The organism is Bradyrhizobium sp. SZCCHNR1015 (assembly GCF_032489875.1).
Classification (GTDB): Bacteria; Pseudomonadota; Alphaproteobacteria; order Rhizobiales; family Xanthobacteraceae; genus Bradyrhizobium.
In genome coordinates this window covers 421,328-434,604 of record NZ_JAUEYW010000001.1, presented here as the reverse complement: position 1 = coordinate 434,604, position 13,277 = coordinate 421,328, and the positions used below count along the sequence as shown (strand labels likewise).

At 67.8% G+C, this 13,277-nt stretch carries 13 protein-coding genes and 1 pseudogene; 7 read left to right on the top strand and 7 right to left on the bottom strand.

The genetic code is table 11. The features are described from left to right. Positions 1 to 13 precede the first annotated feature (13 nt). Positions 14 to 592 (bottom strand): MarR family winged helix-turn-helix transcriptional regulator, encoded by a 579-nt coding sequence (locus QX128_RS01970; protein ID WP_316236551.1) that lies wholly within the window; start codon positions 590 to 592, stop codon positions 14 to 16. 53 nt (positions 593 to 645) lie between these two features. Between QX128_RS01970 and QX128_RS01965 the strand changes: the two genes are divergently transcribed. Together QX128_RS01965 and QX128_RS01960 are read left to right on the top strand one after the other, a co-directional pair. After that, positions 646 to 1,116, top strand: a complete 471-nt coding sequence (locus tag QX128_RS01965; protein WP_316236550.1) for a carboxymuconolactone decarboxylase family protein — start codon at positions 646 to 648, stop codon at positions 1,114 to 1,116. A gap of 59 nt (positions 1,117 to 1,175) precedes the next feature. Continuing rightward, positions 1,176 to 1,358, top strand: coding sequence for a hypothetical protein (locus QX128_RS01960; protein WP_315800096.1), 183 nt, complete (start codon positions 1,176 to 1,178; stop codon positions 1,356 to 1,358). Between the two features lie 273 nt (positions 1,359 to 1,631). Here QX128_RS01960 and QX128_RS01955 read toward each other — a convergent pair whose 3' ends face one another. From QX128_RS01955 to efp, 3 genes are read right to left on the bottom strand one after another with little or no spacing between them, the layout of a single operon-like run. After that, positions 1,632 to 1,895: a hypothetical protein gene (locus QX128_RS01955; protein ID WP_316236549.1), complete on the bottom strand. Its 264-nt coding sequence runs from the start codon at positions 1,893 to 1,895 to the stop codon at positions 1,632 to 1,634. Between the two features lie 60 nt (positions 1,896 to 1,955). Next, positions 1,956 to 3,575: a M23 family peptidase gene (locus tag QX128_RS01950; protein WP_410053120.1), complete on the bottom strand. Its 1,620-nt coding sequence runs from the start codon at positions 3,573 to 3,575 to the stop codon at positions 1,956 to 1,958. Between the two features lie 39 nt (positions 3,576 to 3,614). After that, complete coding sequence (gene efp / locus QX128_RS01945) at positions 3,615 to 4,181, bottom strand: elongation factor P (protein WP_006614774.1); 567 nt, start codon at positions 4,179 to 4,181, stop codon at positions 3,615 to 3,617. Positions 4,182 to 4,319: 138 nt separating this feature from the next. On the opposite strand from efp, the gene epmA reads away from it, so the two are divergent. Genes epmA through QX128_RS01930 form a run of 3 tightly spaced genes read left to right on the top strand, consistent with a single transcriptional unit; the run spans position 4,320 to position 6,754 of the window. After that, positions 4,320 to 5,369 carry an EF-P lysine aminoacylase EpmA gene (epmA, locus tag QX128_RS01940; RefSeq protein WP_316236548.1) on the top strand — a complete coding sequence of 350 codons (1,050 nt, stop codon included), beginning with the start codon at positions 4,320 to 4,322 and terminating at the stop codon, positions 5,367 to 5,369. Then, on the top strand, positions 5,366 to 6,460 hold the full coding sequence (locus QX128_RS01935) for a lysine-2,3-aminomutase-like protein (RefSeq protein ID WP_316236547.1): 1,095 nt from the start codon (positions 5,366 to 5,368) through the stop codon (positions 6,458 to 6,460). Before epmA ends, QX128_RS01935 begins: the two co-directional genes overlap by 4 nt. Before the next feature lie 36 nt (positions 6,461 to 6,496). Then, positions 6,497 to 6,754, top strand: coding sequence for a hypothetical protein (locus QX128_RS01930; RefSeq protein ID WP_316236546.1), 258 nt, complete (start codon positions 6,497 to 6,499; stop codon positions 6,752 to 6,754). Positions 6,755 to 6,802: 48 nt separating this feature from the next. Here QX128_RS01930 and QX128_RS01925 read toward each other — a convergent pair whose 3' ends face one another. The 3 genes from QX128_RS01925 to QX128_RS01915 all read right to left on the bottom strand — a co-directional run bounded on the left by QX128_RS01925 (position 6,803) and on the right by QX128_RS01915 (position 9,864). Beyond that, positions 6,803 to 7,888 (bottom strand): 3-deoxy-7-phosphoheptulonate synthase, encoded by a 1,086-nt coding sequence (locus QX128_RS01925; protein WP_316236545.1) that lies wholly within the window; start codon positions 7,886 to 7,888, stop codon positions 6,803 to 6,805. Positions 7,889 to 8,118: 230 nt separating this feature from the next. Continuing rightward, a complete protein-coding gene (locus tag QX128_RS01920) occupies positions 8,119 to 8,706 on the bottom strand; it encodes an HdeD family acid-resistance protein (RefSeq protein WP_316178874.1) in 588 nt (195 codons plus the stop codon). 129 nt (positions 8,707 to 8,835) lie between these two features. Further along, a complete protein-coding gene (locus QX128_RS01915) occupies positions 8,836 to 9,864 on the bottom strand; it encodes a PrsW family glutamic-type intramembrane protease (RefSeq protein ID WP_316236544.1) in 1,029 nt (342 codons plus the stop codon). Positions 9,865 to 10,641: 777 nt separating this feature from the next. On the opposite strand from QX128_RS01915, the pseudogene QX128_RS01910 reads away from it, so the two are divergent. Then, positions 10,642 to 11,790, top strand: a pseudogene (locus QX128_RS01910) (PLP-dependent cysteine synthase family protein). Between the two features lie 188 nt (positions 11,791 to 11,978). Then, entirely contained in the window at positions 11,979 to 13,208 is a 1,230-nt protein-coding gene (hemA, locus tag QX128_RS01905) for a 5-aminolevulinate synthase (protein WP_316236543.1), read from the top strand. Positions 13,209 to 13,277: the final 69 nt, after the last annotated feature.

Here is a 13,277-nt window from a genome sequence, read left to right as displayed (position 1 = left end):
CGCCGGGAACCCGCTAGGCGCCGTGGAGATCGGCGGCGATGTGCGCGAGCCAGCGCCGGATGGTCGCGAGCTCACTCCGTTTCAAGCCGCGGGCGAGCCTGCGTTCGATGGCAGTCGCCTGCCGGCGCGCCGTGGCGAGCAGCGCGAGGCCACGGCGCGTCAGGCTCCATTGCAGCATCCGGCCATGGACCGGATGCGGCGTCCGCCGGACGGCGCCGTCCCGCTCCAGATTGCCGATGATGACGTTGACGGTCTGCGGCGTCAGCAGCGCGACGCGGGCGCAGTCGGCGCCGGACAGGCCGGGATAGGCCTTGAGCATCGTCAGCACCACGAATTGCGGATGGGTCAGGCCGGTGGCGACGAGCGCGCGGTCGAGCGAGAGCCGCGCCGCGGCCTGCGCCTGGCGCAGCAGATAGGCGAGGTGGCCGTCCTCGCCGCGCTTGCCCTCGCCGGGCGATGGCGGACGGGCCGCCGTCTTGGGCTGACTATTGGGTTGAGACTTGGGTTGCGTCTTGGATTGCGATTTGGGCCGACGCGCGGGGCCGGCCTTTCGCGAGGCTCGCGAGTTCGTCAACGCCGGTGCCTTGCGCATGTCATCAGAGCCCTGATAAATTGTCAGACATCTGATAACATGAGAGACGGATAATGTCACATGCGCGCAGCGAATACACCGCGTTCCGGAGCCAGGCGCCGGAGCTGTACGAGGCCATCCTGGCGGTGAGCCAGCAGGCGGCCAAGGCCGGCCTCGACAAGCAGTTGCTCGAGCTCGTCAAGATCAGGGCGTCGCAGATCAATGGCTGCGCATTCTGCGTGCAGCATCACGTGCTGCTGGCCGAGAAGCTCGGCATCTCCGCCGACAAGATCAACCTGGTCGTCGTGTGGCGCGAGGCGCCGCAATTCTCGGCCCGCGAGCGCGCGGCGCTGGCGTTCACCGAGGCGCTGACCACGCTGCACGGCGGCGTCAGCGACGAGGTCTACGCCCAGGCGCGGGCCGAATTTTCCGAAACGGAGCTGGTGTTCCTGACGTCGGCGATCGGCGTGATCAATCTCTGGAATCGCTATGGCGTCGCGTTCCGCTGGACGCCGGCGGAGCGGCCGGCAAGGGCGCCGTCCTGAGCTGCCTGGAACCGCAGCGGGGCCGGGCGGGTTATGCGTGCAACTCGGAGGAGGCGCGCATGACCGGGACGGACGAACCGCTCAAGCCGGAGGATTTCCCGCTGGAAGCCGATAAGCAGCACGTGCAGCGCCAGGACGGCAAGCCGATCGCCACGACGAAGAACGAGGCGATGGCGCACGAGATCGCCGAGCGTCTCAATGCCGAGGAGCAACGCCGCGAAGAGGACAAGTGGTCGGCGTGACCGACGACAACGAGCTCATGAGTTGCCTTGCGAGACGGCGAGCCGCGCGATGTGAACGATGATCTCGCGGCTTGCGCCATGCACCTCGCCGGGAGAGGTCGGATCGAGGGTGACAGGTCTACCACTCATAATTCCCGTGCGGCTGCCCCTCACGCCAACCCTCTCCCCGTAAGAACAGGGCGAGGGAGCACACCGGTGATGGCGGGCAAGCTTGTGTCTCTCTGAGAGCCGCGGGAGACAGATACCGGCTGCAAGCTAATAAGTATGTCGCGCTCAGAACGGATTGGCCGGCTGCGCGCGCTTGGGGCCTTCCGGCTTGGGCTCGACCGCGAGGCTGGGGTCGGTCGGCATCACGCGCGCGCCGGCAGCGCGGGCGACCTGGCCGGTGGTCGAATGACGCGCTTCGTCGGCCGACTTGATCTCGGGCGGATGCCAGCGGTCGCGCACCAGCATCGTCAGCGCGCCGACACAGACCAGCGCAATCGCCGCTGAAACGAGCGCCGGGCCGGCTCTGCGATGTGGGTTGGCTGTCACCATCTGCGATCCTCCGCGCAGACAACCCGGAACGGTGGGCCGCGGTTCCAGCCGCGCCGGCGATCAGTTCCGGTCGCGCCCGGCGGCAGCATCGGCCGCAGGTCCGGGCGGCGAGGGTCCGAGCGCGCCGGTGGTCAACGGCGGCTGCGACGCGGTGATCTCCTCCAGCCCGACCTCGCGGCCGCGGCCGCCGATCAGGCGCTCATAGGCCGCGATCAGCGTCATGTAGGGATTGACCCAGATCCAGCCATCGCGCGTGAACAGCTGGACGTCGAAATGCAGATGGCGCGTGGTGCCGTTGGGATGGTCGAGATAGTTCGAGACCACGCCGATCGGCTCGCCCTCGCGCAAGCGCCGGCCGTTGAGCAGGCCGTCGGCATCCATCGCCGAAGGGTTCATGTGCATGTAGCGGAAGCGGATGTGCTCGGTGCCGCTGTTGACCTGCACCGTCACGGCCTGCTGCCGGGTCGAGCGGATCACGACGCCGTCGCGCGCGGCGAGCACGCGCTGCCGCCACGGATTGCAGCCCTCGGCGCCGTCGCGCCGCACCGGGCAGGCCCCCGGCCTGAGATCCTGGCCCTGATGGCCGAAGCCGCTGGCGCACTGGCCGACGTTGAAGCTGCGCGCCTCGCAGAAATTGTCGCGCCAGGGATACTGGCTCCACGGCTGATCGAATTTGTCGCTCGCACGCCGGCGGCCGAACGACTGCGAGTGCACATAGGCCGGTGCATCCAGGGGATAGCGGATCTGCGAATAGACGGTGCGGTCGGCCCGCCCGCTCCGGCCGCGTCCGCCGCTGTTGGCGACGATGTCGCCAACAGGCCGATAGGTGAAATCGGCATCGAGCGTGACCGGACGCTCGGCGGTGAGCGGCGCGATCTCCGGCGGGATGCGCGACGGCTGCCCGCCGGCGATGCGCAGCGCCTTCAGGAAACGCTCGGCGATGGGATAGGCCTCGCGGCAGGCGAGGCGCCGCGGCCGCGGCGCGCTGTCGAGACACTGGATCGAGACCACGTAGGGCACGCCGAAGCGGGTGAAGGCGTAGCGGACATAGCCCTCGCGAATGAAGCGGCGCAGATCTGGATATTGCGCTGACAGCGCCTTGACGCTTTCGCCCTTGCCGCCGGCGGGATCGGCGACCTCGTAGGTGAGGAGTGAGCCGGTGATCTGGATCTCGACCGGCTTGGCGAAGACGCGCGACGGCAGGCCGGAGGTCACCTCCGGCGGCAGCGAGAACACGGCGTCGTAGCCGGACGGGCCGGCATCGAACAGGTCGGTCTGGAAGTCGGCCTGATAGCGCGACAGGTCGCGCGCCGCGATGGCGGCGCTGCGGCGCGCAGCGAGATAGGCGATGGTGTCGAACGGCAGCAAAACGGGGACCGGACTGCGTCCGATCCCCGTGAAGATGGTCGAGGTTACGCCGTTGAGCTGGACCAGCGCGGGCCTGCGCCGGGCATCGCCCGCGGAAACACCGCTCCGGCGCGCGGACAGAGCGAAGTCGGCGGCGACCTCGGGCGCCGCGTTGAGCTCGGAGCGGAGCTGATCCAGCGCCGCGCGCCAGTCGGCGCGGTTGATGGTGAGGGCAGGCGGCGCGAAGTCATCGGCCGCGCGCGTCGTCGATGGCGCGGCCAGCGTGATGATCGCCGCCAGGGCGGCGATGAGCGTGATGACCCGTGCCCCCAAATTCCCCCACGCCCCCCGGCGTCAGATCCTCGAGATGCCTCAGTCCTTGGCGCGCTCGCAGTAGGAGCCGTCCTCGGTCATGACGACGATGCGGGTGCCGACCGTGATATGCGCCGGCACGCCGGTGCGGACGCCGTTGGAGAGCACCGCCGGCTTGTAGGACGACGACGCGGTCTGGCCCTTGGTGACCGGCTCGGTCTCGACGACCTCGAGCGTGACCCGCTGCGGCAGGGTGATCGCCACCGGCACCACGTCGTGCATCGACAGCTTGACCGTCATGTTCTCCTGGAGATAGGCGGCCTGGTTGCCGACCACGTCCTTCGGCACCTGGACCTGGTCGTAGGTCTCCGGGTTCATGAAGTGGAAGCCGTCGGCATCCTCGTAGAGGAACGTGAAGTTGCGCTCCTCGATCGTCGCCTTCTCGACCTGGTCGGTGGTCTTGAAGCGCTCCGAGATCTTCACGCCGTCGCTGATTCGGCGCATTTCGATCTGGCTGACCGGGGTGCCCTTGCCGGGATGGATGTTCTCGGCGGTCACGACGACATAGAGCTTTCCATCTTGCTCAATGACGTTACCCTTGCGAATAGAGCTGGCGATGACTTTCAAAGCTGTTTTCCTGACACTGAAAAGGGGGCGCCGGCCCAAGCCGGGGCGCCACGCGACGCGGAATGCGGTTTCGGGCGGCAACATACTGATTTTGTCCGGGGTTGCCAGTCTTTTGCGGCCCGAACGGACGACCCTCTGATGTCCCGGGAGCCCGCGCCTTCGCCGTGGTGGTCGCCGCAGCGGCACGCCGATGTCAGGCCGTTCCTGCTCACCCGGGCCGCGATCACCCGGGCGTTGCGAGCCTGGTTCGACGAGCAGGGCTTCACCGAGGTCGAGACCGGCATCCTGCAGGTGTCGCCGGGCAACGAGACCCATCTGCACGCACCACGCATCGACCTGACGAGCCCGGATGGAACCCGCTACCGGCGGTTTTTTCGAACGTCACCGGAATTCGCCTGCAAGAAGCTGCTGGCGGCCGGGGAGCGGCGGATCTTCGAGTTCGCCCGGGTGTTCCGCGACCGCGAGCGCGGCGACCTGCACCTGCCGGAATTCACCATGCTGGAATGGTATCGGGCGGAGGCGCCTTACGACGCGATCATGGCCGACACCGTCGTGGTGATCGCCCACGCCGCCCGGACCACCGGCATCCGGCAATTCGCGTTCCGTGGCCGCACCGCCGATCCCTTCGCCGAGCCGGAGCTGCTGACGGTTGCCGGCGCGTTCGCGCGCCATGCCGGGATCGACCTGCTCGCGACCATCCGTGACGGTGCGGGCGACCGTGCGGCGCTGGCCCAGGCCGCCGCCGGCAAGATCCGGATCAGCGGCGATGACACCTGGTCGGACCTGTTCAGCAAGGTGCTGGTCGAGCATGTCGAGCCGCATCTCGGGCAGGGGCGGCTCACCGTGCTCTATGAATATCCGGCGCCGGAGGCCGCGCTGGCACGGGTGGCCGCCGACCCCCGCGTCGCCGAGCGGTTCGAGGTCTATGCCTGCGGCGTCGAGCTCGCCAATGGCTTCGGCGAGCTCACCGACGCCGCCGAGCAGCGCCGCCGCTTCGAGCAGGAGATGGCCGAGAAGGAGCGCCGCTATGGCGAGCGATATCCGCTCGACGAGGACTTCCTCGCCGCCGTGACCGAGATGCCGCAGGCGAGCGGCGTTGCGCTCGGCTTCGACCGCCTGGTGATGCTGGCGGCCGGCGCCGTGAGGATCGACCAGGTGGTGTGGACGCCGCCGGCAGGTGAGCGATGAACAGGATCGAACGTCCGACGACATTGCGCAGCGCCGAGGATCTCGTCGCGCAGGGACTGGCCGACCCGGCGGAGCAGCCGGCGCTGGCGCGCGTGGCGCAGCGCTACGCCGTGGCGGTGACGACGCATCTCGCCGACCTGATCGACGCCGACGATCCCAACGATCCGATCGCGCGCCAGTTCGTGCCCAGCCCGGACGAGCTGACGGCCGCGCCCGGCGAGCGCGGCGATCCGATCGGGGACGATTCGCATGCACCGGTACCCGGCATCGTGCACCGCTATCCCGATCGCGTGCTGCTCAAGCTGGTGCATGTCTGCGCGGTCTATTGCCGCTTCTGCTTCCGCCGCGAGATGGTCGGGCCCGGCAAGGACAATGCGCTGTCGGAGGAGGCCTATCGCGGCGCGCTCGACTACATCCGCGGCCATCGCGAGATCTGGGAGGTGATCCTCACCGGCGGCGATCCGCTGATGCTGTCACCGCGGCGGCTGAAGGAGATCATGGCCGATCTCGCCGGCATCGAGCACGTCAGGATCATCCGTATCCACACCCGTTTGCCGGTCGCCGATCCCCAGCGCATCACGCCAGCGCTGGTCGACGCGCTGAAGGTGCCGGGCGCAACGACCTGGATCGCGCTGCACGCCAATCATCCGCGCGAGCTCAGTCCTCCGGTTCAGGCGGCCTGCGCGCGGCTGATCGATGCCGGCATTCCCATGGTCAGCCAGTCGGTGCTGCTGCGCGGCGTCAATGATGACGCGGCGACCCTGGAGGCGCTGATGCGCGCCTTCGTGGAGATCCGCATCAAGCCGTATTACCTGCACCATGGCGACCTCGCGCCGGGCACGGCGCATCTGCGGACCACGCTGGCGCAAGGTCAGGCCCTGATTCGAACGCTGCGCGGCCGGGTGTCCGGCCTGTGCCAGCCCGACTACGTGCTCGACATTCCCGGCGGCTACGGCAAGGCGCCGGTGGGGCCGCAATACCTCACTGCCGATGAAACTGTTGAGCAGGATCATGTGGCAGCTGCGCAAACGCGCTATCGTGTGATTGACTATTGCGGTGAGGCGCACCTCTATCCGCCCGCCGCGGGATGAAGTGTCCTGCTGATTCCGCTGACACGGAGGAGCAACATGAAGAGACTTGCGATCGCGATGGGGCTCCTGATGGCCGCGACTGACGGCATCGCGCTGGCGCAGAGCGGCAGCGGCTCCTCCGCCGGCACCGGATCGAAGAGCGGCATGCCGCCGCAGGCGCCGATCGGCCATCGCCAGGTGCGTCCCAGCGACCTGCCGAAGGCCGAGCAGACCGAAGACAATTCGATGAGCGGCATGACCAAGGAAGACCGCGAGCTCGATCGCAAGATCAAGGGCATCTGCCGCGGCTGCTGAGCCCGATCTGCGGCGCGCTGGATGCGCGCCGCTCATCGATCGTGAGTGTTACGCCGAGCGCTCACGTGGGGAGTTGCGAAGTGCCGCACGCCGGGCGGCGACGGCTTCGGCGAGCTGCTCCAGCACCTCCACCGTCGTGTCCCAGCCGATACAGCCGTCAGTGATGCTCTGGCCGTAGGTCAGCTCCACGCCCGGCTTGACGTCCTGCCGTCCTGCGACGAGATGGCTCTCGATCATCACGCCCATGATGCGCTGCTCGCCTGCGGCGAGCTGGTGGCCGACATCGGCGGCGACCAGCGGCTGGTTCTCCGGCTTCTTGCTCGAATTGGCGTGGCTGGTGTCGATCATCAGGCGCGCCGGCAGTCCGGACTTGATCAGCTCGGCCGCGGCCTGCTCGACATGGGCGGCGTCGTAATTGGGGCCGCTGCCGCCGCGCAGGATGATGTGGCAGTCCTCGTTGCCCGTGGTCGCCGCGATGCCCGAGCGGCCGCCTTTGGTCACCGCCATGAAATGATGCGGATGGGCGGCCGACTTCACCGCATCCGCGGCGATGCGGATGTTGCCGTCGGTGCCGTTCTTGAAGCCGACCGGGCACGACAGGCCTGAGGCCAGCTCGCGGTGGATCTGGCTCTCGGTGGTGCGCGCGCCGATCGCAGCCCAGGCGACGAGGTCGGCGATGTATTGCGGGGTCGTCATGTCGAGGAATTCGCATCCCGCCGGCAGGCCGAGATTGTTGACGGCAGACAGCACGCTGCGCGCGAGCCGCAGGCCCTTGTTGATGTCGAAGGAATTGTCCAGGCCGGGATCGTTGATCAGGCCTTTCCAGCCGACGGTCGTGCGCGGCTTCTCGAAATAGACCCGCATCACGATCTCCAGGCGGTCGGCGAGGCGCTCGCGCAGGGCAGCGAGGCGGCCGGCGTAGTCGATCGCGGCGGCGGGATCGTGGATGGAGCAGGGGCCGACGATGACCAGCAGGCGGTCGTCGCTGCCGGTCAGGATGGCGTGGATCGCATTGCGCGCGGCCATCACCACACGGGTGGCAGTGAGGGTGCGGGGGATTTCACCCATCACCTCCGCCGGCAGGCTCAATTCCTTGATTTCCTTGATACGAAGATCGTCTGTGGTGCTCAGCACGGCGGGCTCCTGGGTCTCTTGGGTGGGCACCTGCCGGCAATAAAAAAGCCGCCAGGTCTGGCGGCTCGTTCGGATATCTTGCTGCAATGTGTCAGATTGAGCGCGATCCTCCCGCCGCCAGCGAGCTGTCGTAGCTAAAGTACCAATAGTAGCTGGTGGCGGCGTTGATCATGGTCGCTCTATAGCGGCCGCGCGGCCGCTTGTCATCTCGAAAATCGCAACCCTCGGACTCAGGCGTTGCGGGCGGCGAGCGCCATGCCGATCATCGACAGCCCGCCGAACAGCAGGTTGATGCCGACCAGCAGACCGATCGCCCACATCGCCGTGCCGGGCAGGCCCGAAATGATGATTCCGGCGATCGCGATGTCGACGACGCCCGAGATTGCCAGCCACGACCAGCGTCCGGACAGTTCGCGGCGGTGCTCCAGCGCATACATGATGGTGGCGACGCCCTCGGCGAGGAAATAGACGCCAATCACGATCGTCAGCGTCACCGTCCCCTGGACCGGCTGCGCCACCAGGATGATTCCGGCGACGATGGCGAGCACGGCCGACAACAGCGACCACCAGAAGCCCGGCATGCCGCGAGCCCAGAAGGTGAGTGCGAGCCCGGCGATGCCCGAGATCAGGAACATCCAGCCGAGGAAGATCGTGACCGCGAGGCTCGCCAGCGGGGTGAGGATCATTGCCAGCAGGCCGAGCACCGCGAGCAGGATGCCCTCGATCAGGAAGGCCTTCCAATGCGCGCGCATGGCCGCCCCCATTTGCGACCTCATGCGTTCGAGCTCGGGCGGAATCGTATCCTGGGGAAGGGTCATGATCGTCACTCCGGGCAAGGTCACGCGCTCAACGCCGCGGCCGCCTGCCCACGCACATGGTGAGGACCTGCGGCCCGGACAAGCGCGCGATGCGCGTTTCGTTGCTCTGCCGGCCGCAGCAGGCCGGGACTAGGCCGTCGTCCGCATCCGGTTGCGGCCGAAAACATAGACCGTCGTTGTGACAATCAGAAGGGCCATGCCGACGATGATCGCGGTGAGACCGAGTGGAACCAGCACGGCGGCGACGCTGCGGTCGGGGTTGAGCAGCCAGTGCCGAATGGAGGTCAGCACGAATCCGAGCCCGACGAAGCCGGCGGCGCCGCCGAACAGCAGCAGCGCCCACATCCTGCGCAGCTGGCTCAGCCTTGCCCGCGCTACCTCGGTGCGCGGCGTGTGGTGATGGGCGACCCGGCGCACCAGCCGCACGGCAAGGCCGATCGAGGAGAACCCGATCAGCACGCTGACGCCGCCGAGCCAGAGGCGCGCGGCGGCGTCGAGGGTCGACGCCCGCTGCAGCAGCAGCAACGGATAGTCGAAGGCCGCATGCAGCATCACCGGAGCGGCCAGCACCAGTGCCCAGCTCGACAGCCGCGCCCCTTCGCGATTGTGGCGGTTGGCGCCGAGCGCCGTACTGGTGCGGGCGATCGCGAGATAGGCACCGGCAATGATGCCGAGCGCACCATGAAACGGCACGGTGAGCACGCTGCGCAGCACCGCCAGCGAGCGCCACATCTCGGCATGCTGGACGAGATAAGCCAGGTTCTCGTAGGCCGCGAAGCCGAGCCCGACGGCGGCGCCGTAGAACACCGTGTCCATGGCATTGCCGACCTGCCGGCGCCGCGACCAGAGCGCGGCGATCACCGCGACCTTGGCGAGCTCTTCCGGCAAGGCGACGCCGAACAGAGCCCGGACCGCTTGCGCGATCCAGGGATTCTCCAGCGTCAGCCCGACATGCTGGAACGGGATCCGGACGATGCCGAGCAGCAGCACGCTGGCGGCACCCAGCAGGAAGGCGGTCCAGATCTTGAGCGGGGGGCCTGAATTGTCACCCGCGGCGACCACCAGCCAGAGGATCAGCAGCGCGGGCGCGATCGCGGCGGTGCCGATCACGGTCGCGAGGGCTTCGAGCAGGTTCATTTGCGATGGCAAGTAAGCCATGGTCTCCGATCATCCAATGCGGCGGGGCCGAACCGGCCGCCACCACCCGCACGGGGGATGGATTTGACATCGGTCCGTGGCCGCACGGCAAGATCTACATGTCGGCAGAATGAGCCGCCCTTCAAGGGAAAGAACCCCGTCCGGATGCTCGATTGGGGAGGGACCGCTGTGCGGCCGCAGTCCGCGGCCGCACGGCAGGGCTCAACGGGGCCGGGGTCCTCTTGGCGTCGCCGTATCGCTGTCGCGCGCCGGCGCCTCCTGGCGCGGCTCGCCCGGGGTCCAGGCGTCGGTGCGGGAGGGGCTCGGCGCCTGGGCGGTCGTCGGCGTTTCCACGCAGCTCAAGCGCGGCGTCGGGTCGGCTACGCGCCGGCACTCCAGACCCTCAGCAAAAGCGGTCTGGCTGATGGCGCACGCAACCAGGACAATCGAAAGAACAACTCTCATGGTGCCCCTCGGAGCAGGCTCGGCTCGCCCGTGATGCAGGCTCGACTCGGTCGTATTGGCCGATCATCTCCAGCTTGGTCGCAAAAGCGTGCATTTGTTTGACCATTCTCGCCGTCATTCAAAAAAACTTCCGAAAATCGCTTGCATTATCGGAAGTTGCAAGTCGTGCGCGAGTTCTGGCCGGCGGAATGAATGCGCGGTTGCGCTCGCTCTCGAACGGCGCCAAGTGCGCGGCCGGCGCCGAGCCGCTGCAGGACCATTTGCCCCCAGCTAGCGCGGTATGAGCGGTCGGCCGGGCTTGATGTGGCGGATGGATCATGGTCGGTTGCCGCGATGAATTCGCCGCCTTGGTCAGCTTCCGACAGAGCCTGTGGTCCACGCTATCGCCGTGGCTGGGTCGACGACGCCGTGGCGGCCATCGAGGCCGACCAGTGCCGGACCGCCGACACGCATCTGATCCGGCTGATCGTGCCCGCGCTCGCCGGCATCGACATCTACCTGAAGGACGAATCGACCCACCCGACCGGGAGCCTCAAGCATCGGCTGGCCCGATCGCTGTTTCTCTATGCGCTGTGCAACGGCCACATCCGGGAAGGCACGCCGGTGGTCGAGGCCTCCTCCGGGTCGACAGCGGTCTCGGAGGCCTATTTCGCGCAGATGATCGGCGTGCCGTTCTACGCGGTGATGCCGCGCACCACCTCGGAGGAGAAGATCGCCGCGATCACGCATTACGGCGGCAATTGCCACCTCATCGACGACGGACGGTTTCTCTATGCCGAGGCGGCCGCGCTCGCAGGCCGGCTCGGTGGCCATTACATGGACCAGTTCACCTTCGCCGAGCGCGCCACCGATTGGCGCGGCAACAACAACATCGCCGAGTCGATCTTCAACCAGTTGCAGGGCGAGCGCTGTCCGCTGCCGGAATGGATCGTGATGGGCGCAGGGACCGGCGGCACGTCGGCGACGATGGGCCGCTATCTGCGCTACCGCCGCCATCCGACGCGGCTGTGCGTCGCCGATGTCGAGCATTCGGCCTTCTTCGACGCCTTCTGCAACGGCGACAGCGCCCGGACTTGCGAACGGCCGTCGCTGATCGAGGGGGTCGGCCGTCCGCGCTGCGAGCCGTCCTTCGTGCCTGGCGTGGTGGATCGGATGATGAAGGTGCCGGACGCCGCGTCCGTCGCGGCCATGAACGTGCTGACGCGGCGGCTGCGGCGGCCGGTCGGCGGCTCGACCGGAACCAACTTTCTGGCGCTGTGCCGGCTGGCGGCGGAGATGCGGCAGCAGGGACAGACGGGGTCGCTGGTCACGCTGATCTGCGATTCCGGGTAGCGCTACCGCCAGACCTATTACGAGCCGCAATGGCTGTCCGCGCGCGGTCTCGACCCCGCGCCGTACGAGGCCGATCTGTCCGCCTTTCTTGATAGCGGGGCGCCGCTACGGCTCGATATTGCCGATGCGGGGAATCCGCTGTCCGCCTGAATGCCTCCGCGCGCGTCGTGATGAGAGCCGCGGCGAGCGGTGTCCGGATGCCCGGCAATGTGCGCGATCCCTGATCTGGATCAACGAAGAAGGCGCCGGATTGCGCTTTGGTCCGACCCCGAGCAGGGCTCCAAGGGCGCGCCGGAACGCAGGTTCGGGACGCGGGCAGGGGAAGGACGGATCAGGTGATGAACTACGACAGCTATTTCGACCGTGCCCTCGACCAGTTGCACCAGGAGCGGCGCTATCGCGTCTTTGCCGATCTGGAGCGCCTCGCCGGCCGCTTCCCGCGCGCGATCTGGCATTCGCCGGAGGGGCCGAAGGATGTCGTGATCTGGTGCTCCAATGACTATCTCGGCATGGGCCAGCATCCGAAGGTGATCGGCGCCATGGTCGACGTGGCCGCGCGCATGGGCACCGGCGCCGGCGGCACCCGCAACATCGCCGGCACCAACCATCCGCTGATCGAGCTCGAGCGCGAGCTCGCCGATCTCCACGGCAAGCAAGCGGCGCTGGTGTTCACCTCGGGCTACGTCTCCAACGAGACCGGCATCTCGACCATCGCAAAACTGCTGCCGAACTGTCTGCTGCTGTCGGACGCGCTCAACCACAATTCGATGATCGAGGGCGTCCGCAAGGCCGGGAGCGAGAAGCAGGTCTGGCGGCACAACGACCTCGCCCATCTCGAAGAGCTGCTGCGGGCGGCCGATCCCGACCGTCCCAAGCTGATCGTCTGCGAGAGCCTGTATTCGATGGACGGTGACGTCGCGCCGTTGCACCGGATCTGCGATCTCGCCGAGCGTTATGGCGCGCTCACTTACGTCGACGAGGTCCATGCGGTCGGCATGTACGGCCCGCGCGGCGGCGGCATCGCCGAGCGCGACGGCGCGATGGCCCGCATCGACATCCTCGAGGGCACGCTCGCCAAGGCCTTTGGCTGCCTCGGCGGCTACATCGCTGCCAATGCCAATCTGATCGATGCCGTCCGCTCCTATGCGCCGGGCTTCATTTTCACCACCGCCTTGCCGCCGGCGGTTTGCGCCGCGGCGACCGCCGCGATCCGCCACCTCAAGACCTCGCAGTGGGAGCGTGACCGGCACCAGGATCGGGCGGCGCGGCTCAAGGCCGTACTGAACGCCGCGGGGCTGCCGGTCATGCCGTCCGACACCCACATCGTGCCGGTGCATGTCGGCGATCCCGAGAAGTGCAAGACGGCGTCCGACCTGCTCCTGTCCGAGCACGGCATCTACATCCAGCCGATCAACTATCCGACCGTGCCGCGCGGCCTGGAGCGGCTGCGGATCACGCCATCGCCCTACCATGATGACGGCCTGATCGACGCCCTGGCCGAGGCGCTGGTCGACGTCTGGGACCGGCTCGGCCTTGCACGGGCGCCGCAGGCGCTGGCCGCGGAGTGAGCCCGTTCCGCTGACCTGTCACATCGGCCTGTCAGTTTGATCTGCCGCAATGCCGCCCGCGCCCGCGCG